Below are 24,073 nucleotides of genomic sequence, written 5' to 3'. Positions count from 1 at the left end.
TGTATTCTTTGTAAAGCAGTATAATTTTTAGCCTATATTAAATTTTAGCCATGAATATTAAAATGAAAAAACTAGCCTGTCTTGCCGGAGTGGTACTCGCATACTTCACGATATTCTTTTCTGGCCAAATTAATTTTGCCCATTGCACCGAGAGGGCCTTCGTTAGGCTACAAATTTCGGTTGAAGACAGAAGCAGATTGGCCGGAACCGAATTTCGTATGAAAAATACAAATCAGTCAATCAAATCAGATTTTGAACTACTTTATAAAATGCCGGAATGTTCAATCCTTAATCTGAGTAGAAAGTAATCCATAATAACCATCTGTCCATTACGGGAGATGGTCAGAAAAAAAATTCGTTGATTAAAATACATGCATGATGAACTTGAAGAACAAACAATCTTTTTCAGCGACTTACATTGGAGGTCCTACCGTGATTTTTGAAATAGGAGGCTTGCGATTAATGACAGACCCGACATTGGACGAGGCCGGTAGTTTTTTCAAACTTAATGAGAATATGACTGAAACCAAGCTTAAAGGACCAGCGAAGATTCCCGAAGGATTAGTCGAAATAGTTTTACTCAGCCATGATCATCACTTTGATAATCTCGATAATGCAGGTCGATCCTTTTTAACTCGGGCAGGCGTAGTTCTAACAACAAAGTCGGGTGCAAAACGACTTGGAGCCAACAGCATTGGCTTAGCGCCCGGAGAATGTCGGGAATTCCAAATTCCTGTTGGTGGAAGTCTGGTTATTACAGCCACAGCTGCTAGGCATGGGCCGGCAGGTATAGAACCAATAACCGGCGAAGTTATTGGTTTTCACTTAAGCATCGAAAATGAAATCAGGCAGAGTCTGTACATAACAGGGGATACAGTTTACTACAACGAGATCGAAAAACTGGCCGAACAGATAAATCCCTCATATGTTTTTATTTTTGCAGGCGCAGCACGCCCTCGCGGTCCTTTCAATCTGACAATGAGCACCAACGATGCACTGGACACTGCTGCCGCATTCAAAAACGCCATAATTGTGCCCGTCCACGCTGAAGGCTGGTCACATTATACCGAGAACAATGATAATCTGCGGGAGGCTTTCAATATTCTGGGTATCGGACACCGGCTAATTTTGCTTGAACCCGGAATACCAACCAAACTATTCAATTAAAAGTATTTTAAATAAGTTAATAAAGATGGAAACAAGACCACCTATACCCCCATTTAATCTAGAAACAGCATTACAAAAAGTTCAACTTGCAGAAGACGCCTGGAACACTCAGGATCCTTTGAGAATATCTTTAGCCTATTCAGTTAATAGTGAATGGCGGAATAGAGATACTTTTATTAACGGGAGAGCGGAAATCGTAAAATTTTTAACAAAGAAATGGTCAAAGGAATTAAACTACCGCCTTAAAAAAGAATTATGGGCATTCCATGAAAACCGAATTGCGGTCAGATTTGAGTACGAATATCAAAACGTTCAATCACAATGGTTTAGGGCTTATGGCAATGAAAACTGGGAGTTCGATACAAACGGACTGATGACCAGGAGATATGCGAGTATAAACGACCTTCCCATTCATGAATCTGAAAGACGCTTATAGTGAGCCTGTATCATCAACTGAGATTACATAAGAAAACACCCTTAAAGGAAGATTTAATTTCGGCATTTGTAACAAACAAAAACAATTTCAAAGAGAAAAAATGAAAAAATTCAGCATGCTGATGACTACGGTTTTGATCGCGGCATCCAGCCTAACTATAGCCCGTGCGCAAACTGTGAAGGGTTCCAAAAAAACGTCAGTGCGTTCGCTTGCATCGCAAAAGCATTCACAAAGTTCAAATATTATGGAATATCGAAAAATAAAGGTGGAAGATACCGAAATATTTTATAGAGAGGCGGGTGAAAAGGCAAAACCAATAATCCTACTCCTACACGGATTTCCGTCATCCTCACACATGTACAGGAATCTAATCACAAAACTGGCGCCGGACTACCACATAATTGCGCCCGATTATCCTGGCTTCGGAATGAGCAGCAGTCCGTCTCCTGAGACATTTAATTACACATTCGACCATCTTTCGGAGATTGTTGAAAAATTTATAGATAACCTTAAGTTAACGTCCATTACCTTTTACCTGCAGGATTATGGTGGTCCGATTGGATTTCGGATTGCGAGCCGCAGGCCCGAATTGATTAAGGCATTGATCATCCAAAACGCCAATATGTATATGGAAGGAATTGGGCCTGATGTTCAGAAAATAGGTGCTTTAAGTGCGGCAAAGGATACTGAAGGCCTTAAAGCAGCGGCGAATTACATGATGTGTTTAGAAGGAATAAAGGAACAGTACCTATATGGCGCATCCCAACCCGAGCGAATCAGTCCTGACAGTTATAATATGGATCATTTCTTTTTTGAGCAGCCGGGCATAAAAGACATCCAAAAGGTGCTTTTCAGAGACTATGAAAATAATTTCCCAAAGTATCCGGAATGGCAAAATTACCTTCGCAAGCATCAGCCGCCAACACTTTTGGTCTGGGGAAAGAATGATAAAATATTCCCGGGTGCCGGAGCGACCGCCTATAAGAAAGACTTACCAAAAGCAGAAGTTCACCTCTTTAACGGCGGACACTTTCTGTTGGAGGAAAGCGGTGAAGAAGTAGCCGCTTTGATACAGAGCTTTCTGAAAGAATTAAAATAAAAGAATTAGGCCGGGCACATAAAAATGTCCGGCCTTTTCATTATTAAATCTCTTTTAATCTTTTGATTTCCTGTTCAAGCCGCTCTATGTATGCTTTTTGCGGTTTTAAAAGTTCCTCGATCTCTTCAAGGGTATATTTTGGAACGATATGTTGTGGGCAGTTCCAGTCGTAAGCGGATATTTTGAATGTCAACATCCATTCCGGTTTATGTTTATATGCCTCAGGTTTCAATAGCTCATAAAGCCTTGGGTTTTTATCGATTTCAACAACCTCAGCTTTCGCATATATTTTTAGCCGTGCTTTCAGCGGGTAGGAAAGAAGAATAAGTGAAACATTTGGATTCCTGGAAATATTAGCTGCAGTAATGTACTGCCTGTTCCCTGTAAAATCAACTATCCCGATTGTACCTTTATCGATAACCTTAATAAAACCTTTGGGGCCTCCTCTATGCTGGATGTATGGATATTGATTTTCCCCAAATGAGGCAATATAAAAGCTATCTATATCACTTATAAAGTCAATTTCAGAATCGGTAAGTCCATCTATAAAGCTTCTTTTTTCCATGCGGTCATAACTCAGCCGGCTACCGAGCTTCTCCTGTAGATTTTTAACTGCATCCGTAAATGCGAGCTGTGCGTAGTTCATAGTTTAAATTTAAGCTTTATTTTTTTTATAAGGCACCAATCTGTCTGATCATTTGATTCGTAAATCCCCACTCATTATCATACCAGGACATCACTTTTACCAAATCACCATCTACAACCCTGGTCATGGCCAAATCCACTATTGAGGCTAAGGGACTTTTTATAATATCGGTGGAAACCAGCGGTTCATCTGTTGTACCAACCACTTCTTTATACCTTGACGATAAGGATTCCTCTATCAAAATCTCATTGATCTCTTCGGCACTTGTGGGCCTTTCAGAAATAAATGTGACATCAGAAATAGATCCGACAGAAACCGGGACCCTAACTGCAACACCATCAAATTTACCGGCATACTGTGGAAGTGCTTTTGTAGTTGCTATCGCTGCCCCTGTTGCAGCGGGCGCCAGATTAATTCCTGCTGTCCTGCCCATTCTGGGTTCTTTTTTCGAGGGAGCATCCATCAATGTCTGTGATGCGGTATAGGCATGAGTGGTGTTTAAAATCGCTTTTTTAATCCCGATTCTGCGACCTAAAATTTCGATAATCGGACTTATATTATTTGTGGTACAGCTTGCACAGGAGAAGATATTAACCTTACCTTCATCGGTATTCACCCCGTGAACAATTGTAGGGGTATCTTTTGTCGGCCCTGATATGACAACGAATTTTGCTCCGGAAGCCAGATGCTTTTCTGCGTCGGCCCGGTTTGTGAATAGCCCCGTACTTTCGATTACCACCTCGGCCTGAAATTCACTCCAAGGCAAATCCGAGATGTCACGCACTGAACTGTAATGAAAGGATTTATCGCCGATATAAACCGTATTTTCACTGTGTGTAATCTCCCGCTCATAACGACCGTAAATGCTATCATACTTCAAGAGGTATACTGCATTTTCAATACTCATCAGATCATTTACTGCAACCAGTTCTAAATGATCACTTTCCATGATTAATTTTAAAGATGCCCTTCCGATACGGCCTAAGCCGTTTATTCCTATTTTTTTCATATTATTTTGATTAGCTATAATACCACATGATTGTGATTGTATGATGTAAACCTATTGAATTTATCTTGACAGAAAGCGAATTCAGCAATCAGAAAACTGATAGCAAATACTATTGAAGTGATAAATAGCAACAGGAACAATTTTTGAAATATCATAGCTAAAGCCAAAGAATCAGCAAATCGAGGTTGGAAAGCTTTCAGCGCTTTTGCCTCAACAAAGTGGGGATTACATAAAATGATAATCGTTTTCATACGACCCCGAAAAAACCTATAGCGCTAGATATATTCAGTTCAGATTTTATATTTTACTTCAACAGCATAACCTAAGGTCTGCGTCGACACGGGGTAAAAAAAAAGGAATTATGTTTTTAACGTCAATTATCGTTTTCATTATAATCGGGTTTTGAGGGAAAGTGTAGGATAAAAGCCTTCATTTGAATATCCAGCAATTAAATTAATTAGCGCAGAAGATGCCGGAGCAAAATAGAGCCCGGCGCCAACACCATGATGTAACCGGTCACTATGCTCACCTCGTTCCCAAATCCTACCACAATCATACATTGTATTAAGCCCAAACTCCCCAGGAAGGATGTAGCTTAAAAACTCCCCTAATTTTATCCGGACTTCGGCATTATTAAACGCACTGTAATCACCTGTGAACCTAAATTTTCTATAGCCGGTTAAATTATCCGTTCCCCCTAAATATGGCAACTGGAAAAATTCAGGTCTTCCTGCACTGAGCCCCGCACCCAGGCGATTGCTGAAAACAACAGTTCCTGTTTTATTCAGTTTAAAAAACAATGTAAATTCAGAGTTCAGTACGCCGACACGACTGGCGCTTGGTCCAAACCCAGTCAGTAATTCAAGGTTTGATTTGAAAATTGTTCCGGACTGTGAGAGGATTTTCTTATCCCTGTTATCTATATACAATTGGAATATTGTGCCAATCTGAAAATTATTCAGACTAACTGGCCTGTTGGAATTGTTTTTCGCCAGATAACCATTAATGAATTTTTCTTTATTGTTTGAATCCGAATAATGAAAATATTGAAACAATGGCCCGAATGAAAAATTATTATCCCCCCAGCGCTTCCTTATCAAAGCTTTTAAAGTAAGGAGATCAAACCGTGCGCGGTAGAAACTAACAGGCGAAGATTTCCGATCGAATTCACTTTCATTCCCAGCGCCAAAATAATTACGCGCATTATTTGGGGCATTTACTTTTAGATCGATAAGCAGATCATTGTTTTCAACAGCATTCAGCCACTCACCCAAATAATGCACGTTAAATGCTGAAGTATTCCATGCATATAAGGCAGAAAATGAATGCGTGCTTGCAAAAGGTTGTTTTCTAAAACCCGGTACTGTAAATCTGTGCGATACACCAATCATAGCACCATCATCCACGTTAAATCCGAAATTAGCAAGAGTTAATTTTCGAGAATAAAGATTAGTTGCAAAATAGGTAAAATTAGACGTATCGGCAGACAATCTCGTTTTCATACGGTGATTCATATCTGCAATATCATCCTGCGGCTTCCCATAATAAATTAATGATTTACCCTTCCATTGAACCTTTAGATGTTTTATATCAGAACCTCCAATCAAACGAACCTTAATCCTTGAATCACCCGATTCCATCAAAACACTGTCCTTTCCTTCCCGAAGAAATATGCGCAACTCTCTGGTGATCGACGGATCAAATTCCCGCTGGAGGATTTGCGCTGAAGCGGTCTCCCCCATTCCGGGTCTGGAAACAACAAGCTGCATATATCCATTACTTTTTTCTACCAGGCTAACCCGTTCATCCTGATCACTAAGCGGCACATCCACGATTTTGTTAAAGAAACAATAATATTGATCCATCAAATAAGGGAGTGCATTTCGCCGCTTTTTCATTTGCGTTAGTATCTGTGATCTGCTATCTGGATCTGTCGAGTCCGGAAGTTTAAGTAGTGCCTGAGCAAGTAACGAATCTGTCATGACAGCACAAAATTCACTGATGGTATTCTTCCATTGCAGCTGACTGACACCGGAAAATATCTGTGAGTTTAGATTTCTTCCCTCCCATAAGAACCAGTTTACATTCTGAATATCTCTTTCATAACCCTGCATCATTGGCAATAGCCAGCTGGACTGTGCAAGCCGCTGCGCGATACCATCCGAGCGGTAGAAAACCTGATCCCGGTCACGTGGCACCGGAGTGTATTCAATGCCATTTGCTTTCGCATCCACCGCCCAACGCCATTGATCCTCATGCCTATCCCAGTCACCTAATAGTACATCTAAAGCCTTGGCCTTTAAATAGGTTTGCCAGTTTACCCAATTTTGATAACTGTTTGCTATTTTCTTCAACATTTTTTCAGTGTTATCTGATTTACCCATAGGTTCCCGCTCTTCTAAAAGGCAAAGTGTATTTGCAAAATCCTTTGCGTAAATCCCTAGACCAACCTCTTGCGCAACAACTCCGATCACGGGATTACTGTGAGGTATCCCGGCTGCTTGTGCCAACACAGGAACAACAAGGGCTCCAAAAGGGTGTTGAGCAGACATATTATCCTCTAAAATTCCCACGAGAAATGTTTCCCTGAATGGAATTGGAAGCAAGACAGCAGGAAATTTCTGTACGGATCTCAGCGTCCATTCCTTGCCTGTGGCTTCCCTAAGCCTTAGCGTCTTAGACTGGTTCCCTCCTCCGGCTTGAATAGCGGTAAGCCCACCCGATATCCGCGAAAGCCTGATCAAAGGAACTTTGATAGGACGGGCATAATCTTTTCGATAGTTTTCACCAAAAACTTTTCGGTGCAATCTGCCTACACTATCATATTTTGCCACAGGTATTATTGTTACCGAATCCAATTTCTGATTCTGGCCTTTGACTGCGGTAATGGCTAATAAGAAAGCGAGAATAAAAAATATATGTAGTCTAATCATGGCAATTAATTTAGCATTATGTAAATGTCCTATTTAAATGCATGAAGGTCAGATTACAGCTGAACAAACAGAAATAATGATTTTCATAAATGCTATTATTTTGTTGATAGATCGATATCGATTAAAGACTCCGTCGCTTTATTTATTATAATCCTGATAAATACTATAACTGTCGTTTTGATGGCTTTCGCCAGCCTATGCCGTAATTTGAATAACCCAAAGAACATTACATGTTTATGAAAATTTTTAGCCTGCTGATGCTGTTTACCCTCTCTAATATTTCTGTAATGGCTCAAAACACCAGCCTCGAAGAACTTTCTGTGTCAGAACTGAAGAGAAGGCTTTCCAGGCAGAATCCGGATACGATAAAAATAAAACTGAAAATCGCGCTTGGGAGAGTATTGTTGGTCAAACCAGGTGGTGGAAGTCGTGAAATAGACGCTGCGATGAGGTTTTCAACGGACGCAGAGCACTTAAGTCGTAGGATTGGATATTCTAAAGGCATCATTAACGCTATCTTGCTAAGGGCACTCAGCTTAAATAAAAAAAATGAGCCTGACGCAGGTCTTAAAACTGCAAAAGAGGCCCTAGCATATTCTACCAAAATTGGTGAGGAGGTGGGAATTGCCGAATCGTATATCGTAATTGGCCAGCATTACGCTATATCTAAACCGGAACAACTGGTTAAGAGAATGGAATACTACCGAAAAGCAAGTGATATTTTTAGAAAAACGCAAAATTTTTATCGGCTTGCCTCGTCTTTACAAGGTGATGCGGAAATGTTATTGCTAAACAGACAACATATGGAAGCGATAAAAATACTGTTCGAGGCCATCAATGTTAACAAATCGATCGGGAATAAGTCCATTCAGGGAATATATTGGCTTATAGGCCGAACACTGAATGAACTTGGCGATTTTCCCAGCGCTTTGAAATACTCGCTTCTTGCGATTAAATCTGCAAAAGCAGTCAATGACACGACCTTGACCGTTGCCAGTATCAATTTCACTACCTCAACCATATATACTTATATGAAGGATTATAGGAATGCGCTCCCGTATACGTTAAAGGCGCTTGAAATCGCGAAGCATTACAAAGATTCAGATTATATTTTTACAATATCCATCTCTGCTGCTTTTAACTATACCAGAGTCAATAAATTTGATGACGCCCTCAAATTCTTGAGAAATATTTGGCAATATGCAAAGAATGATGCGGATTCTCTTTATATCATGACCTACTTCTTGGACAACCTTAACCATGCAAAAAAGTATAAACAGGCAGCATTTTATGCAGGCGAGGTAACGCGTCTGCTCAAAAAGATACCGCCAGACAATTTTAACAATAGGATTACGGCATATAATTTTCTAGCCACCCACTACATTGATACCAGACAGATAAAACTTGCCTATCAATATGCAGACAAGTACGAAGCAGTTGTTAGATCCTTCAATTTCCCTATAGGCATCAGGTCGGTAGAAAACATGTATTATAAACTGGATTCATTGCAGGGCAATTATAAATCTGCCATTAAGCACCATTTGTTATCCGAAGAAATTAAAGACTCAATAGAAAACGTTACCAAAGCTTATCAGGTATCGCTTTTGCAAATCGAAAACGATACGGAGAAAAAGAATAACGATATTGATACCCTTACCAAAGCGGGGCAGGCCAAGGATGACGCAATGAAGCGTACGCAGTTGATGCAAAAAGCGATAACTGCCGCGGCCGTTTTACTGGCCATAATCACCGCACTTATCTTTAGCCGATACCGGCTTAAACAAAAAACCAACCGGAAACTTGAAGAAAGCCAGCGCGAATTGGATCAGAAAAATGCTTACCTGGAAAGTATGAATACCGAACAAGATAAGCTTTTGAAAGAGAAAGAATGGTTAATTAAAGAGGTCCACCACCGGGTCAAGAATAACCTTCAGATGGTTACCAGCTTGTTGAGTTCGCAAACCACCTATCTTGATAATGATGCTGCAATTCTGGCGGTCAACGATAGCCTACGCAGAATGCAGGCAATGTCGATGATTCATCAAAAGTTATATCAGGAAGATAATGTATCAACTATATACATGCCTGAATATATTAATGAACTTGTTTATTATCTTCGTGACAGTTTTGATGATAACAACAGAATTATTTTTAACCAGAAGATCGAACAATTGCACCTGGATGTTGCCCAGGCAATTCCTTTGGGTCTTATTATAACTGAGAGTATAGTGAATTCCATTAAATATGCATTCCTAAACAGCAAACCCGGAATCGTTGATATCGCTTTAGGGCAAGAAGGACCAAATCATCTTTTGCTTTTTATTGCGGACAATGGAACCGGATTACCAGAAGGCATCGATAAATCACCCTTGAATTCTCTGGGGCTGGACTTAATGCAAGGACTAGCCAGACAATTAAAAGGTACATTTCAGATTGAAAATAATAACGGCGTTCAAATCAAAATTAAATTCATTAAGCCAGAAAAAAACATTTAGCTAAACCTATCGTCATGGCCAAAAAAGTGCTCATCGTAGAAGATGAATATGTTGTTGCAAATAATCTTCGTTTAATTTTAGCAAAAGCAGGTTACAGTATAATCGGCATTGCAATATCGGTGGAGGAAGCGTTGGATCAGTTACAGAAGCAGAAGCCGGATATTGTTTTGCTGGATATTATGCTTGATGGCGAACGCTCGGGAATAGATTTAGCGAAAATATTAAGTGCACAGCATATTGCTTTCGTGTATCTCTCAGCCAACTCCAACCAGGCCATATTAGAAGAAGCAAAAAAAACGGACCCCTATGGATTTCTGGTAAAACCCTTCAGGGAGAAGGACTTAATCGTTACCCTTGATATCGCATGGTATCGGCAGAAAAATAATGTTGAGGCCAGGCTCTTACAGGAAGTATCCGTACAAAAACAGTTACTGGATATAAGTAACGAAAAATCAGATGCAAAACAAAAATTATTAAAGGTTTGTCATGCATTAAGAACCTTAATTCCTTTCGATTTAATTGTTACCCGGGCTAATACTGAGGGTGGTTACATAAATTGTGGCTATCTGAGGACAGGTTTCAGTGAATACCAATTCATCATTGAAACTGAGTTATCGGATGCTCAGAACCCTAAGCAATCTCAGGCCAGTAAAATGCTTAGAACCAGTGGAGAAACTGAATACTGGCCACATTTCGCTGAAGATATTGAGATTAATCGAAATTCTACAAATGCGGGTGAAAGCATCTGGATGGATTTCTTCAAAATGGAATCTAACCTATTTTTGAAGTTAAAGATTAGCGCTGGGATTGAATTCTCTTATGGATTCTATAGTCGACAAAGAGACTTATACACCCAGAAACACGCCGGAGTATTAGAACTTTTCACCAAATCCCTGACTAATGTGACTGAGAAAATGTTCTATCCTGTAATTTCTCCCGACATCGAAATCTCGCCGGCGCCTGCTAATAATGAGGTAAAACTTATGGAGCGCCAAGAATTTAAAGGTATAATTGGCAGTCATTCTCTGCTACTCGCTGCCTTAGATCTAACCATTCAGGTAGCGCCATACAACACATCAGTCTTAATCCTCGGAGAGAGCGGGACGGGTAAAGAAAAAATTGCGCGCGCCGTTCACAATCTATCCCCTCGGAAAGACAAGCCATTCGTTCAGGTGAATTGCGGAGCGATACCTGCTGCCCTTATTGAATCGGAATTATTTGGGCACGAAATGGGTGCATTTACTGGCGCAAGTGAAAAAAGAAAGGGGAAGTTTGAACTAGCAAACGGTGGAACTATTTTTTTAGATGAGATTGGAGAATTGCCTCTAGATATGCAGGTAAAACTGCTTAGGGTATTACAGGAAAAAGAAGTAAGTGCCGTTGGGAGCAATGCACCATTTAAAGTTGACGTACGCGTGGTTGCCGCTACAAACCGTAATCTGGAGAAAGAAGTAGCCCAAGGCAAGTTCAGGCTGGACTTATATTATCGTCTGAACATATTTCCAATAACGATTGTTCCACTGCGGCAGCGGAAAAGTGATATTCCTGCACTCGTAAGCTTCTTTATCCATAAGTTCTGTAAAGAATTTAATAAGCAGATACCGCAAGTCGAAGAATCAATGATGGAACAATTGGATGGATACCAATGGCCCGGCAATGTACGGGAATTGGAAAATATCATAGAGCGTTCTATAATCCTAAACGATGAAAAAAGTAAATTGAATTTAAAGCAACCTCTCATTGACATAGTGACTAGCAGTCCTAATATCAACGCAATCGAGACAATGGATGATGTTAAGTACATTCAGATGGAGACAGAACGTGCCTATATAATTTCGGTGCTTAAGATAGCGAAAGGTAGAATCAGGGGACAAAATGGTGCTGCAGAATTGCTTGGGATCAAGCCTACAACATTGGAATCAAAATTGTTAAAATTAAATATTCGGAGACAGGATTATTTATCGCCCCAGCAAACCTGAGATTTCATCATATCCTTGAAAACGGAAAAGAAATTCTTAAAATAAGTTTCGACCTGTTGATGAATGTGGGAAATTTGATTGGATGGATTCGATTTTTGGTCCGGATCCTACACAAACCAAAGAAGCCCCTTTAAAGCGTAAAATGGATTCCAAATGAACAATTTAAATCATTTTGCATGTTTCGCTGAACCTTTTAGAATGACTTATCAATTAGTAATAGCTTGTTACTACTATAACTTGTTACTACTATAATAAGTATTACATTCCTAAAAACTCCTATTGATACGCCAACTCATTAGCCAAGCCGCTGTATGCAAGTTGACGTGAAGAATTCATGGGGAATCTTAGAAATATAGTCAATCCGTTATTATTTTTGATGCGAAATGACCCTCCAAGCTGTGCTGTTAATCCTTCCAAAAGATTAATTCCTAGTGTATTAACATTTGATAAGCTGAAGTCCATTGGCAGCCCAATACCATTATCGCTTATTTCCACTTCTACAAACGTTTTTACCTGCTTTACACAAATACTTATTGTGCCTTTTTGGTGATTTGGAAATGCGTACTTTAATGCATTAGTCACTGTTTCATTTAATATTATACCTATTGGTATTGCCTGTGAAACATCAAGCATAAGGTCATCAATCTCACACACTATCTTAATATTGTTAACATCATTGTTTAAGAAGTTATCAAAAGAATCCACTAATTCTTTAATGTAGAGGGCGAGATTAATTTGTGTAACATTATCTGTTTTATATAACTGATCATGGATGAGGGCTATGGATCGAACCCTGTTCTGACTGTCCAAAATCGCCTGCTGTGCACTTTCGCTGGATAAATAAACAGATTTAGACGCCAATAAGCTCATCACAATCTGCAAATTGTTCTTTACCCTATGGTTTACTTCCTTCAAAAGCAAATCTTTCTCTACAAGAAGCTGATTTTTAGATGATACCAGGTGTTTAAGCACATTATTTTGCTCATCGATCTCTAATTTTTGTGATAATAGCATTGCATTACTCCGCTGCTTTAAACGGTAGCGGCTATAGATAAGTGCAGTAACGATCAGCAGCACAATTATCCCGCCAAAGGTCGCCCGTTGACTAAGTTCATTTCGCTTCATTTTAATATCTTTAATCAGCGCGTCCTTGGTAAGCGACTCAATATGCCTGTTTTTTTCTAAGGCTGCATTTTCAATGTGCAGCAGGGATATCTGATATGCTTTTGAAACATTATCTATCGAATCTTTAATCGCTTTTTCCTTCTGAAAGTGCGCCAAGGCAGACTTTTTATCCCCTTTGAGCGAAACCAGCTGGTAATACCGGTATTCGGCAGTTTGGATACCCGCAGAATAATTTAGTTTATGTGCCAAATGCGCATACAATTCTGTATGCTGATAAGCCTTGTTTACTTTCCCTGTTTCTGAATAATAATATGCAAGCGCATTGTGGACGTTCATTATATGCTGGATGTTCTCCGGATAAATCTTTGGTAACACGCGCTCCAGTTCGGTTACATATTCTTTAGCTTGCTGAAAATGTTTTGCATAAGTCAGGGTATTTATGAACTCTATGTTGAGTGCTATGTTTTTCAAAAAGCCGCCCGGGCGGCTTTTCATTTCATTAAGTAAGGTTAACGCTTTAGCGAGTTGGTTGGTATGGCTGTATGCCAGGGCCAGCTGATAAGCTCCCGAACGCACAAAGCCCTCATCATTGTACCTTTTGGCCATACTGATCACCTCTTTAGAATATGGCATCGAGCGGTTATAATCCTGTTTCTTTATATAACAGGAAGCAATAAAAAAATTAATAGTACACACCTGCGTTGTTGTATCCTTAACCTCCCTCGCAGTTTCACGGGCCAGCAAAGTATATTTTAAAGCATTTTCATAATCGCCCAGTCTAAATGAAGTCCTGCCAATATTCCAGTAGATTCCCTCTATAGTTCTCCTGCTTACTCCCTTTCCCAAATTCAACGCTTCAAACAGGAATCTAAGCGCTTCTGTGGTGCGGTCAGCCTGAAACAACATGTCTGCATTCACCGTCAGCATATCAGCAAGGGAATGGTTGTTTTTATTTTTCCTGAATATTGCGATAGCTTTATCATTATACCAAATCCTGGTACGAAGCTCAGCCGGGGAACCTGTGTTAAAGTACTTGGAAATCATATGATATGACCTCGCCTCCCCATCACTATTGTTATGCTGACGCGAAAAAGCAAGCGCATTCTTCGCGGCCTTTACCCCCCCTGCCCCGTCTCCCTTGTTATAAGAAATTTCTGACTTTAAAAGCATTGAATTAATAATCCCGAATTGAAAATTAAGGCGACTGCTGAGCGATTGGGCTTGTGCGGCAAACATAATCGCCGAATCGATATCCTTTTGTCCCTTTATAGATTTCGAGAACATCAGATGTCCCAAAGCAAGTTGTAACTTTACCCTTGTTGTATCCTCCTTGCTGGCGGCGAGCTTTTGTCTTAAGACGGGCATAGTTAGTTCATCCAGCTCACTTGTTTGTGCCTGTGCGAATATAACCGGTAAAAATAGGATGATATATAAAAAAGCTCTCCTCATATATGTCGACTCAAGATTTCAAAGCTTCAATACACGAAGATATGAAATAACCAAATAGATTTAGTGAATATGCATCATGAAATGGCTAAATACCTTTTTTTTGAAGCCGATTTGGGGTTTCGGTACTGATAACCGATAGTCTGGAAGGAATACAGTTAAAATTAATTGTAACAATATCTTTGATCATCTTGGATTAGGCATGCTCATACCACCAAACCTGTTTTCCATTTCATAGAGAAGTATTAATTCCCAGCTTCTACTGCTAAGGTTATTAAGCATTTTTTACTATGATCAATTAGCTCTAATGATCACCATTTTTAAAACCTCTATTATTTCAAAATGTGTGGTAGAATAAGGAGGGAAAAATTCAAAATATGTTTGAAAGTAAATGTTAATCCTTAAGCTATGACAAATACTTTGAAAATCGTTGGTTATCCTTAAAGAATAACCAACCATTGGGTCGCTGATGGGGCTCGACCCCTCCCAGAAAACAAGTGTAAATACGTCTAACTCTAAAAATTTGATATCATTTTTTCAACTCATTTCTAAGGAATTTTCAGATCCGCAATCCGCTTCAATCTTTAATAAAAATGTTCGTTGATTGTCTTGTTACGAGCACTAATCTAGAAAACATATTAAATCTAAAGGCCAAGATACTGTATCAAACTAGCCTATAATTTTGAATTTCTAATCACTTTCGTATCTTTAAATTAAGAATTTGCATTCAAAAAAATAAAGGTGAGTTTTTGGTACCTTAGAGCAGGAAATCAATTATAAAAAACTGTTTTACAGATATATAAACCGTTAGGTTCGACTCCCTTTGGCTCCATGCTATAATAATAAAGCAGATAACAAAATATACCCTCCGAAGATCTATTAGAATGCTCATACATAGCGTAAACACAAATCTTTGATTTTAGGAAAAGAGTATTAACCCTTTTTCCTAAAATCGTTTCTTACTCATTTACAAAGGTTAGATGAATAAATTATTTTGAAAAGACCTGTTGAGCCATCATAAGATACTTCATTTCGCTTGCAACTTTTTTCTGCTTTACCTTTGAATAAACTTGTGTGGTACGGATGCTTGAATGTCCAAGCATATGGGAAACACTTTCTATCGATATTCCTTTCTCCAGCGTTACTGTTGTTGCAAATGTATGCCTGGCAATATGAAAAGTTAGCTTTTTGGCTATACCCGCTTTTTCTGCAATCAACTTTAGATTTTTGTTGGTATACTGGTTTGTAGGACAGGGAAATAATGTTCCGCGGTTTAAGGAATCTGGAGATGTTTTATATTTCTGGATGAGTTCAAGTGCAATTGGTAACACCGGAACGTGAAAGCTGCGCTCTGTGCTATGAAAGGTCTTCTGACGCTGCATAATTAGCCAAATACCTCCTTCGCTGTCAGTATTGATATGATGCAAAGCCAAGCTACTGATTTCACCATAAGCCAAACCGGTAAAACAACTAAAGATAAACATATCTCTTACTACTAACTGAACAGCATCATGAAGTTCTACATCCCGGATAAGCTTAAGCTCAATATCATCAAGACAATCTCTATCCTTAGTAATCACTTTTCTTGTAAAGTGAATAAAGGGATCTCGTAGAATCCATCCAAACCTCAATGCTAGTCCCATCAATTTTTGAAATCGCTCCATGTGCTTCATAACAGTATTATTAGTACACACCCTCTGCCCTTTATCTGGCGTTTTAGTTCGAAGATAGATACCGAAGTCCGTAAGAAACTTAAAATCAATTTTCGACAACTGGATATCCGTGAACTTTTTCTTTTTAAGAAATTCCAATAGAAACCTTTCTGTTGAATAGTAGTTCTTGAGTGTCCCTGCCGACAATAGCTTGCCGGGCTGATCAAAATGATACTTAATCAGATCCTTCAAACTTTTGCCTTGATCTTCACCTTCTACCTTAGCCCTGATTTTTTCAGCAGTAATTACTTCCTTTTGAAAGCGAAGCTCATCATAGGCGGTGCTAATCTCATTAGTAAGCTGTCTCATTCGATCCCGTGCAGAATTGTTTTCGATGGAATTTCCTTTTATTCGCTGCGCTTTCTGATCCCATTGCGAGAGCTCAATAGATTTCTTGGCAGCAAAACAAATAACTCTGCCATCAACAGTAATTCTTACATACAAAGGAACCTTGCCAAACGCCTCCCTATCGCGCCTAACGAAGAAATTTACGCTAAAACTGTGGTTAGATTTCATAAAATCTTCTCCTATTTTTTTTACCAAATCCACTACCAAAAAACAGCAAAAAGAGCGGTAGACCTGGTCGGTTTATCCAAAAAAATTATTTGCAATAAAATTTCAGTTTTGTTGAAAGACAATATTAAATAGAAAAATCTGGTACTGGATTTGGTAAAAAAATATCTGATATTCTTTGTCCCAAACTATGCCGAATAAAAAAACAAAACCCCCTAAATGAACCATTTAGAGGGTTTTTGACACAATTTGTATCTGTCTTTGTCGGGATGGCAGGATTCGAACCTACGACCTCCTGCTCCCAAAGCAGGCGCGATACCGGGCTACGCTACATCCCGAACTTGGTATCGATCTTTTAATCCTGTTTTAAAAGTGGATCAACTTTTTGTCGGGATGGCAGGATTCGAACCTACGACCTCCTGCTCCCAAAGCAGGCGCGATACCGGGCTACGCTACATCCCGAACTTGGTATCTTCTTTTTTATTTCCCTTTTTCGAAGGGATTGCAAAGAAACGGTTTTAAATTGATAATTCCATTTTTATTTGCATTTTTTTTATTCTCTGCGGAGAGGGCGGGATTCGAACCCGCGGTACCGTTACCAGTACGACAGTTTAGCAAACTGTTCCTTTCGGCCACTCAGGCACCTCTCCTTATCCTCTATTTTCTGCCCTACCGGCGTTGTTTTGAGGTCTGCAAATATAGTAAAACAAGTTATCCAACAAAAAAAAATTACAAAATTTGTTGATAATCTATACGCACATGATAGATACTCATAAGCATCGTCTTGAATATCAATTTGATAGTCTCAATATCTTTTAACGTTAAATCGCAATCATCTAACTGATTTTGCTCCAATTTGTAGTTAATTATCCGTTCAACGATGTCATTTATGTTCTGCGCATCGGGATTTTTCAGACTTCTTGAGGCAGCTTCGACCGAATCTGCGAGCATTAACACACCAGTTTCTTTGCTAAAAGGTATTGGTCCAGGGTAACGGAAAATGTTTTCGTCCACGAATTTTTCAGGCGTATTTTTCAAAAAAGACTGATAAAAATAATCAACCCGGGTATTTCCATGGTGTGTTCTGATAAAATCAATAATCGCTTCAGGAATCTGGTTCTTCCTTAAAATCTCAATTCCTTTATGCACATGCTGAATAATAATCTGCGCACTTTGTTCATACGGTAGTTTATCGTGCGGACTAACGGCGGTATTCTGGTTCTCGATAAAATATTGTGGATTATCTACCTTTCCGATATCATGATATAAAGCGCCTGCCCTTACCAGCACCGAATTGCCCCCAATTTTAAATATCGCGGCCTCTGCAAGGTTTGCCACCTGTAAAGAGTGCTGAAACGTTCCAGGCGCTTTAAAGGCAAGCTCCCTTAAGAGTTTATTATTGGTATTGGTGAGCTCAATTAAGGCCACATCTGATGTGATACCAAAAATGCGTTCGAACAGATAAATTAAAGGGTAAGCTAAAAGAGATAAAAGTACACTAAAAACGAAAGGAATAAAATTCATCCATTCTATTTCGCGGAAAGATCCTTCACGAAGCAGGGCAATACCTACAAAAGAAACCAAATAGGCCAAAAGAATAAATAAGGCCGAAACCAGGAATCTTTCGCGCTTAACAAAGTTTTTTATACTAAATATGGCAACCATGCCCGCAGTAACTTGATAAAACACAAACTCGAAGCTATTGGCCACAAAAAAACCAGCAATTAAAATCACCAGCATATGGAGGTAAAGCGCCAAACGGGTATCGAACAGGATCCTGATGATAATGGGCACTACACAAAACGGAATATAGTACAAACTTGGGATTTCCATTTTAATGGCCCAGGTTAATGCCAGTAACATCCCCGTGGTAACAATCAGGATTAAAGAAAGCTGACGGTTATCGGCAAAAATATCCTTCCGGAAAAGAAAAAGGAACGACATTAAAATGGCGAGTATAAAGCCAACCAATATTACCTGCCCCAAATAAACCAATGCCCTGCTACCAATTGTTTTGCTTTGTGCATCGTAGGTTGCTTTATACGATTCTAGTTTCTGATAAATTTCTTCATCAATAACATCATTCTTCGCTACAATAAGCTCTCCCTTTTGAACCATCCCCTTGGTAGTAGAGATATTGTTAAGCGTATTATCCTGTATAGTTTGGGTCAGCCGCTCATCAAATACGATGTTCGGCGTAATATGATCAATGGCAAGGTTTGCAACCAGATCGCCCATTACCTGATTGGGGGCTTTAAAATTATCTTTAAAAAACTTCAGGGCCGATTCTGCGGTAAAAACATCCTGCGTATTCTTTTCCTGGGCAACATTGTTTTCAAGTAAAGAAAAGTCATAGTTCTTCCCTCCTGCCTGATGTTTCACATTTAAACCAATAATCCCTTTCTCGTAAATGTTTTGCAGCAATTTATAGGAAGCGCTTTTATATGCGTCCTTATCTTTTTCGTTAAGTTGCTTAGATTTCCATTTCACATCAAACTCGTTGGCAAACTCCTCCAAAGCATTTGCCGTAATGCCCCTATCGAATTGGTAAACTGGCAAAATATCTTTTAGTGCATTCTTTTTATCGGCACTAACCTGTGGGTTGGTTTTTAAAATAGCAAAACTGAAGGGCGAAATCAGGTCCTTGTTTTTCCATACCGCATTTTTTTCAAACTCATATCTAAACCGGGGCTGTTTGGGTAAGAATAACGTAATAATGAAAACGGTAAATATCATCATCACATATTTTAGGTTTGATGAATACTTCCGGTAAAGGATCTTGTGTGAATTTCTTTTGATTTTGGCCAAAACGATGTAATTATTGTATTGTCAAAAATAGCATTTTTATCTAATATACATTTTACAGGTTTTGTTTGCAATTACCAGATTTTATATTTTACTTTATGATATCAAATTAATATCAATTATGTATCAAGAAAAAATTATTAATCCGCCATCTGGCTATCTAACATTCGCACTATGCATTGCATTGCTGGGCGCTTCTATTTTCTGTTTTTTTTCAGAAATTTTTCTCTGGGGAGGGATATTACTGGCAATAGATATATTTTTAATATTCCCGGGCTTTTTAATCATCAACCCCAATCAATCAATGGTACTCACCCTTTTCGGAAAATATATCGGAACAGTAAAAGCTGATGGATTTTTCTGGGTAAATCCCCTAACCGCTAAAAGACGCTTATCGTTAAAAGCAAACAATTTAAACGGACAGCAGTTAAAGGTTAACGACAAACTGGGCAACCCGATCGAAATTGCTGCTGTGGTAGTTTGGAAAGTAAACGAAACAGCCAAAGCAGTGTTTTCTGTTGAAAATTACATGCAATACGTAAACATACAAAGTGAAGCCGCTGTAAGGCATTTGGCTAACATTTTCCCTTATGACCATGCAGAAGGCGAAGAAACCAGCATTACCTTAAAAGATGGTGCTGATAAGGTGAGCGAACTTTTAGAAAACGAACTGAACGAACGGTTATCGCGCGCGGGCATTGAAGTTTTAGAAGCCAGAATTTCGCATTTGGCTTATGCACCAGAAATTGCCAGTGCCATGTTACAGCGTCAACAGGCTACAGCGGTTATTGCGGCCCGTAAATTAATAGTTGAAGGTGCTGTAGGTATGGTAGAGATGGCTTTAGAGAAATTATCGCAAAAAGGAATTGTTGAGCTGGATGAAGAGCGTAAAGCTGCTATGGTAAGCAATTTATTGGTTGTGCTTTGCGGTGACCGCCATGTACAACCCGTGGTAAACACCGGAACCCTATATAATTAGCCACAATGGAATTTGAGGAAAAACAAAGCTTAAAACTTTGGTGGCTTTATATTTTATTGGCTATTGATGCCGTTATGGTGCTGAGTATTGTACTTTTTGATAAAGGAGGAATGAGCTTTGAGACTTTAAAAGCCAATTATTTTGCCCCATTTTGGGCAATACTTCTTCCTTTTGCGATTATTTACCTGCTTCAAAAAAATAAAATGACTTTACATATTGGCACTGAGGGCATTTCTTACAAGTATTTTCCATTCCAAACCAAGCTGAAGCTATTGAGTTGGGGCAACATGGAGAAAGTTTATATCAACAAGTATAATGCTCTAGGAGATTATGGCGGATTTGGTGTTCGCAGCAGGCTTTGGTTTAAATTTAATGACAAGGCCTATATCCTAAACGATAAAGATAAAGGTTTACAGATTGAATTTAAAAATGGCAAAAAGCTTCTGTTCAGCTCAAATAAGATAGAAGAACTGCAAATGTTCCTTATTAATTTAAAAACGAGGTATAATATACAAGCGATACAATAAGAATGGCGGAGAAAGATAAAAAAGCTTTTGTATTAAGAATTAGTCCTGCTTTATTAAAAGAAGTAGAAACCTGGGCTGCCGATGAGTTTAGAAGTACGAACGGACAGATCGAGTTTCTACTCACGCAGGCTTTAAAATCAAGAAAAAAAGGTAAAACAAAAGAAGAATGAAAGCAAGACTTCCGAAGCTTCCAGGGCCCAGGGCATCAGCAAACTTCGGAAGTCTGTTAATATTTGGGCGTTCCCCAAGCTACGCAAGGGTCGGGCTTTGCAGGGCTTCGCTTTGCTCCGGTACCGATAGAATCGGTACTGAACCCTTACAATCCCTAACGCTAACCACCCCGCCCTGCGGGCACCCCTCCTTAAAACAAGGAGGGGAGTAATCGCCGCCAGAAAGACAACCCAGCCCAAGAACCACCAGCCCAAGTAACCTAAACCTGTATTCTATGGTTTATGCAAATAAAAAGTTTTTTTTCTGAGAAGCATTACTTTAGATTTATGCAGCAGGCTCCAGGAGGTATGGCGTACCTCTTTTAACAGCAGCAAAAGCTCTGCTCAGTAGCTTATTTTTTATCACATTCAGTACACACATAGCGTTTTTTCCCTCAGCTTTTTTTCGATCATAGTATCGTTTGAATTCGTTATCTTTTTTTATCGTGTTTAGCGCACACATGGTCAGTAACGCCTTTAGTTTTTTATTGGCGAGGTTGCTTACCCGGTTTCTCCCTCGTATACTCGTCCCCGAGCTATGTGGAAATGGGACTATTCCACAATAGCTCGCAAACTTTCTGTAGTCTGAAAATGCAGCGAAGGCTTCAGTATGGATCAGGATAAACATAGCCGTCTGCTTTCCGATCCCATGCACGCTCTGCACAAGGCTGAACTGTTCGTTTAGTTCCTGGTCCTCTGTTATTAAGGCTGCCAACTCGATATCTACCTTTTTTATCCGTTCGGCGTAAAGGGCAAGCATTTCCTGGCTATCGGCTATGCAATAGCCAGCGTTCTCCCTATCAAATCCTTTAAGCGCTGAGCAGGTGCATTTAAAAGAGGTCTGGTGTCTTACCAACTGTTCGCGGTGTGCCAGCAGGTGTTTGAGTTTTGAGCTTGTTGCCGAAGGAAGGAGGTAAGGACGGGCTTTGTGCTGATTTGAAAAAGCATAGCTTGCGATTGCCTGTGCGTCAGCCTTATCAGATTTCCCCCGTTTAAGTCCAATGGAACGCTTAATGTGCAGCCCGTTTTCAACCCATATAGATAAATCATTTGCATGCATAAAGTTGGTTATGGGGCAGATATAAATACCTGTATGCTCGCAACAGAAAAGAACCTTCTTAAGCGCGATACCATGTATGGAAAGCCATTCCAGCATTAGGCCAAAGCCATCATAGCTGTTCTTAAAAACATGGTGGAGGGGCTTCTCGAAACAGGCCTGTGTAACAACAGCAACATCGATGGTTGATTTGGAAATATCTATTCCAACAAATAGTTCATAATTCATAACTTTACGGTTAAGTGAAATGGAAATCCTAAAGTTGAATAAAACTGAATCCCTTAATAGTCCGCTAGACTAAAATTCTATATGGTTCTTGTTCAACTAAAAAGCAGAGGTCTGTTACAGGTTCTAGATCGTAAGTCTGGATCGCAGCATAGTTCACCTCTGCTTTTAAGGTTTCCTTTGTCAAATTTAATTCTTTGATAATCTTTCTCAAACCTAAGGGATGGTAGCGACAGCCCCGAAGTATGAGGGCTACAGCGAACAGCAGGACTGAACACCCCTAAGTATCACTGCAGCACCTTTCAAAAATCTATTAAAACTTATTATTTTCGAATAGGCTAAAATCATTTTCTAAACGTTATTTTTAAACCTCGCAGGTTTTGGAACGGCGTTAGCTCTCAATGAGGCTAATAAAGACATCAAAACCTCGAATTAAACCTGCGGGCTTTGTTTAATATTTAAAATGTATAACTTAGCGGCCTAACCAAAAATTCATAAAATTTAGTTTAAATGAAAGAAGTTGTAATTGTATCAGCTGTGCGAACGCCTATTGGTAGTTTTGGAGGCTCATTAGCTCAATTTTCTGCTACTCAACTTGGTGGCTTTGCCATTAAGGCTGCTATCGAAAAAGCTGGATTAAAACCAGAACAGATCCAAGAAGTATATATGGGTAATGTTTTATCTGCAAACCTAGGGCAAGCGCCAGCCACGCAAGCCGCAAAATTTGCAGGTTTACCAGATTTACCTGCTACCACAATAAATAAAGTATGCGCTTCGGGCACAAAAGCAATTATGCTTGCAGCACAAAGTATTGCAAATGGCGATAATGAAATTATTGTAGCCGGTGGCATGGAAAGCATGAGTAATGTTCCCTATTACCTGGATAAGGCAAGAAACGGATATCGCTTAGGCCATGGGCAAATTACGGACGGCTTGGTAAAAGATGGACTATGGGATGTTTATAACGATTATCATATGGGATCTGCCGCCGAACTTTGCGCTACAGCATGTAATATCAGCCGCGAAGCGCAGGATGATTTTGCAATAGAATCGTACAAAAGAGCACAGGCAGCACAAACTTCGGGCAAATTTGCCGGCGAAATTGTAGCTGTAGAAGTGAAAGACCGTAAAGGCGAAATTACTTTAGTTGATACCGATGATGAGCCAACGGCGGTTAAATTTGATAAAATACCTTCATTAAAACCTGTTTTCAAAAAAGATGGAACCGTAACTGCAGCAAATGCATCTACCTTAAATGATGGCGCAGCAGCATTGGTTTTAATGAGTGCCGATAAGGCAAAAGAACTGGGTTTAACACCTTTGGCCAAAATATTAGGCTATGCTGATGCACAACAAGCACCGGAGTGGTTTACAACCGCACCTTCAAAAGCAATTCCATTGGCTTTACAGAAGGCCAATATCGATATTAAGCATGTTGATTTTTTCGAAATTAACGAAGCTTTTTCTGTAGTTTCCATTGCGAACAATCAACTTTTAGAACTAAACGGCAGTCAGGTTAACGTTAATGGTGGTGCTGTTTCATTGGGTCACCCACTTGGCGCATCGGGTGCAAGAATTGTAGTTACCTTACTTTCGGTATTGGCACAAAACGATGGAAAAATCGGTGTTGCCGGAATCTGTAACGGAGGTGGCGGCGCAAGTGCACTTGTTATAGAGAAATTATAATTTTTTGGTTTTGCAGAATCTTTGC

At 39.5% G+C, this 24,073-nt stretch carries 16 protein-coding genes and 3 tRNA genes; 9 read left to right on the top strand and 10 right to left on the bottom strand.

What is annotated here, in order from left to right:
- Window positions 1-375: 375 nt before the first annotated feature.
- The 3 genes from ACN9MR_RS07595 to ACN9MR_RS07585 all read left to right on the top strand — a co-directional run bounded on the left by ACN9MR_RS07595 (window position 376) and on the right by ACN9MR_RS07585 (window position 2,702).
- On the top strand, window positions 376-1,167 hold the full coding sequence (locus ACN9MR_RS07595; RefSeq protein WP_426329005.1) for an MBL fold metallo-hydrolase: 792 nt from the start codon (window positions 376-378) through the stop codon (window positions 1,165-1,167).
- A gap of 25 nt (window positions 1,168-1,192) precedes the next feature.
- Window positions 1,193-1,603, top strand: coding sequence for a DUF1348 family protein (locus ACN9MR_RS07590; RefSeq protein WP_426329004.1), 411 nt, complete (start codon window positions 1,193-1,195; stop codon window positions 1,601-1,603).
- A 100-nt stretch (window positions 1,604-1,703) separates the two neighbouring features.
- Window positions 1,704-2,702, top strand: coding sequence for an alpha/beta fold hydrolase (locus ACN9MR_RS07585; RefSeq protein WP_426329003.1), 999 nt, complete (start codon window positions 1,704-1,706; stop codon window positions 2,700-2,702).
- Window positions 2,703-2,745: 43 nt separating this feature from the next.
- Here ACN9MR_RS07585 and ACN9MR_RS07580 read toward each other — a convergent pair whose 3' ends face one another.
- The 3 genes from ACN9MR_RS07580 to ACN9MR_RS07570 form a co-directional block, all read right to left on the bottom strand.
- A complete protein-coding gene (locus tag ACN9MR_RS07580) occupies window positions 2,746-3,348 on the bottom strand; it encodes a pyridoxamine 5'-phosphate oxidase family protein (RefSeq protein ID WP_426329002.1) in 603 nt (200 codons plus the stop codon).
- Window positions 3,349-3,373: 25 nt separating this feature from the next.
- Window positions 3,374-4,357, bottom strand: a complete 984-nt coding sequence (locus tag ACN9MR_RS07575; RefSeq protein WP_426329001.1) for a type I glyceraldehyde-3-phosphate dehydrogenase — start codon at window positions 4,355-4,357, stop codon at window positions 3,374-3,376.
- Between the two features lie 389 nt (window positions 4,358-4,746).
- The gene (locus ACN9MR_RS07570; RefSeq protein ID WP_426329000.1) at window positions 4,747-7,290 is read right to left on the bottom strand and encodes a BamA/TamA family outer membrane protein; all 2,544 of its coding nucleotides are present in this window, start codon (window positions 7,288-7,290) and stop codon (window positions 4,747-4,749) included.
- 230 nt (window positions 7,291-7,520) lie between these two features.
- On the opposite strand from ACN9MR_RS07570, the gene ACN9MR_RS07565 reads away from it, so the two are divergent.
- Together ACN9MR_RS07565 and ACN9MR_RS07560 are read left to right on the top strand one after the other, a co-directional pair.
- Window positions 7,521-9,785 (top strand): histidine kinase dimerization/phosphoacceptor domain -containing protein, encoded by a 2,265-nt coding sequence (locus tag ACN9MR_RS07565; RefSeq protein WP_426328999.1) that lies wholly within the window; start codon window positions 7,521-7,523, stop codon window positions 9,783-9,785.
- A 14-nt stretch (window positions 9,786-9,799) separates the two neighbouring features.
- Window positions 9,800-11,764: a sigma 54-interacting transcriptional regulator gene (locus tag ACN9MR_RS07560; RefSeq protein ID WP_426328998.1), complete on the top strand. Its 1,965-nt coding sequence runs from the start codon at window positions 9,800-9,802 to the stop codon at window positions 11,762-11,764.
- A 276-nt stretch (window positions 11,765-12,040) separates the two neighbouring features.
- Here ACN9MR_RS07560 and ACN9MR_RS07555 read toward each other — a convergent pair whose 3' ends face one another.
- The 6 genes from ACN9MR_RS07555 to ACN9MR_RS07530 all read right to left on the bottom strand — a co-directional run bounded on the left by ACN9MR_RS07555 (window position 12,041) and on the right by ACN9MR_RS07530 (window position 19,296).
- On the bottom strand, window positions 12,041-14,338 hold the full coding sequence (locus tag ACN9MR_RS07555) for a histidine kinase dimerization/phosphoacceptor domain -containing protein (RefSeq protein ID WP_426328997.1): 2,298 nt from the start codon (window positions 14,336-14,338) through the stop codon (window positions 12,041-12,043).
- A gap of 986 nt (window positions 14,339-15,324) precedes the next feature.
- Window positions 15,325-16,596, bottom strand: a complete 1,272-nt coding sequence (locus tag ACN9MR_RS07550; RefSeq protein ID WP_426328996.1) for a site-specific integrase — start codon at window positions 16,594-16,596, stop codon at window positions 15,325-15,327.
- Window positions 16,597-16,824: 228 nt separating this feature from the next.
- Window positions 16,825-16,898: transfer RNA gene (locus ACN9MR_RS07545), tRNA-Pro, on the bottom strand.
- 50 nt (window positions 16,899-16,948) lie between these two features.
- Window positions 16,949-17,022 (bottom strand) — tRNA-Pro (locus ACN9MR_RS07540).
- A gap of 101 nt (window positions 17,023-17,123) precedes the next feature.
- Window positions 17,124-17,210: transfer RNA gene (locus ACN9MR_RS07535), tRNA-Ser, on the bottom strand.
- A gap of 79 nt (window positions 17,211-17,289) precedes the next feature.
- A complete protein-coding gene (locus tag ACN9MR_RS07530) occupies window positions 17,290-19,296 on the bottom strand; it encodes an HD family phosphohydrolase (RefSeq protein WP_426330219.1) in 2,007 nt (668 codons plus the stop codon).
- 190 nt (window positions 19,297-19,486) lie between these two features.
- Between ACN9MR_RS07530 and ACN9MR_RS07525 the strand changes: the two genes are divergently transcribed.
- From ACN9MR_RS07525 to ACN9MR_RS07515, 3 genes are read left to right on the top strand one after another with little or no spacing between them, the layout of a single operon-like run.
- Entirely contained in the window at window positions 19,487-20,344 is an 858-nt protein-coding gene (locus ACN9MR_RS07525; protein WP_426328995.1) for an SPFH domain-containing protein, read from the top strand.
- 5 nt (window positions 20,345-20,349) lie between these two features.
- A complete protein-coding gene (locus ACN9MR_RS07520) occupies window positions 20,350-20,871 on the top strand; it encodes a hypothetical protein (RefSeq protein ID WP_426328994.1) in 522 nt (173 codons plus the stop codon).
- 2 nt (window positions 20,872-20,873) lie between these two features.
- Window positions 20,874-21,041: an Arc family DNA binding domain-containing protein gene (locus tag ACN9MR_RS07515; RefSeq protein ID WP_083505516.1), complete on the top strand. Its 168-nt coding sequence runs from the start codon at window positions 20,874-20,876 to the stop codon at window positions 21,039-21,041.
- Between the two features lie 325 nt (window positions 21,042-21,366).
- On the opposite strand, the gene ACN9MR_RS07510 is transcribed toward ACN9MR_RS07515, so the two are convergent.
- Window positions 21,367-22,365, bottom strand: coding sequence for an IS110 family transposase (locus ACN9MR_RS07510; protein WP_426325762.1), 999 nt, complete (start codon window positions 22,363-22,365; stop codon window positions 21,367-21,369).
- 507 nt (window positions 22,366-22,872) lie between these two features.
- Between ACN9MR_RS07510 and ACN9MR_RS07505 the strand changes: the two genes are divergently transcribed.
- A complete protein-coding gene (locus ACN9MR_RS07505) occupies window positions 22,873-24,048 on the top strand; it encodes an acetyl-CoA C-acyltransferase (RefSeq protein ID WP_426328993.1) in 1,176 nt (391 codons plus the stop codon).
- Window positions 24,049-24,073: the final 25 nt, after the last annotated feature.

This window comes from Pedobacter sp. R-06, from assembly GCF_049913135.1.
GTDB lineage: Bacteria > Bacteroidota > Bacteroidia > Sphingobacteriales > Sphingobacteriaceae > Pedobacter.
This window is presented reverse-complemented; position numbering and strand designations above follow the sequence as displayed.

Coding starts and splice junctions, on each gene's coding strand:
- ACN9MR_RS07585 (WP_426329003.1), top strand. CDS start 1,704: ATGAAAAAATTCAGCATGCTGATGACTACGGTTTTGATCGCGGCATCC.
- ACN9MR_RS07570 (WP_426329000.1), bottom strand. CDS start 7,290: ATGATTAGACTACATATATTTTTTATTCTCGCTTTCTTATTAGCCATT.
- ACN9MR_RS07565 (WP_426328999.1), top strand. CDS start 7,521: ATGTTTATGAAAATTTTTAGCCTGCTGATGCTGTTTACCCTCTCTAAT.
- ACN9MR_RS07560 (WP_426328998.1), top strand. CDS start 9,800: ATGGCCAAAAAAGTGCTCATCGTAGAAGATGAATATGTTGTTGCAAAT.
- ACN9MR_RS07525 (WP_426328995.1), top strand. CDS start 19,487: ATGTATCAAGAAAAAATTATTAATCCGCCATCTGGCTATCTAACATTC.
- ACN9MR_RS07575 (WP_426329001.1), bottom strand. CDS start 4,357: ATGAAAAAAATAGGAATAAACGGCTTAGGCCGTATCGGAAGGGCATCT.
- ACN9MR_RS07510 (WP_426325762.1), bottom strand. CDS start 22,365: ATGAATTATGAACTATTTGTTGGAATAGATATTTCCAAATCAACCATC.
- ACN9MR_RS07530 (WP_426330219.1), bottom strand. CDS start 19,296: ATGATATTTACCGTTTTCATTATTACGTTATTCTTACCCAAACAGCCC.
- ACN9MR_RS07520 (WP_426328994.1), top strand. CDS start 20,350: ATGGAATTTGAGGAAAAACAAAGCTTAAAACTTTGGTGGCTTTATATT.
- ACN9MR_RS07515 (WP_083505516.1), top strand. CDS start 20,874: ATGGCGGAGAAAGATAAAAAAGCTTTTGTATTAAGAATTAGTCCTGCT.
- ACN9MR_RS07595 (WP_426329005.1), top strand. CDS start 376: ATGATGAACTTGAAGAACAAACAATCTTTTTCAGCGACTTACATTGGA.
- ACN9MR_RS07555 (WP_426328997.1), bottom strand. CDS start 14,338: ATGAGGAGAGCTTTTTTATATATCATCCTATTTTTACCGGTTATATTC.
- ACN9MR_RS07580 (WP_426329002.1), bottom strand. CDS start 3,348: ATGAACTACGCACAGCTCGCATTTACGGATGCAGTTAAAAATCTACAG.
- ACN9MR_RS07505 (WP_426328993.1), top strand. CDS start 22,873: ATGAAAGAAGTTGTAATTGTATCAGCTGTGCGAACGCCTATTGGTAGT.
- ACN9MR_RS07590 (WP_426329004.1), top strand. CDS start 1,193: ATGGAAACAAGACCACCTATACCCCCATTTAATCTAGAAACAGCATTA.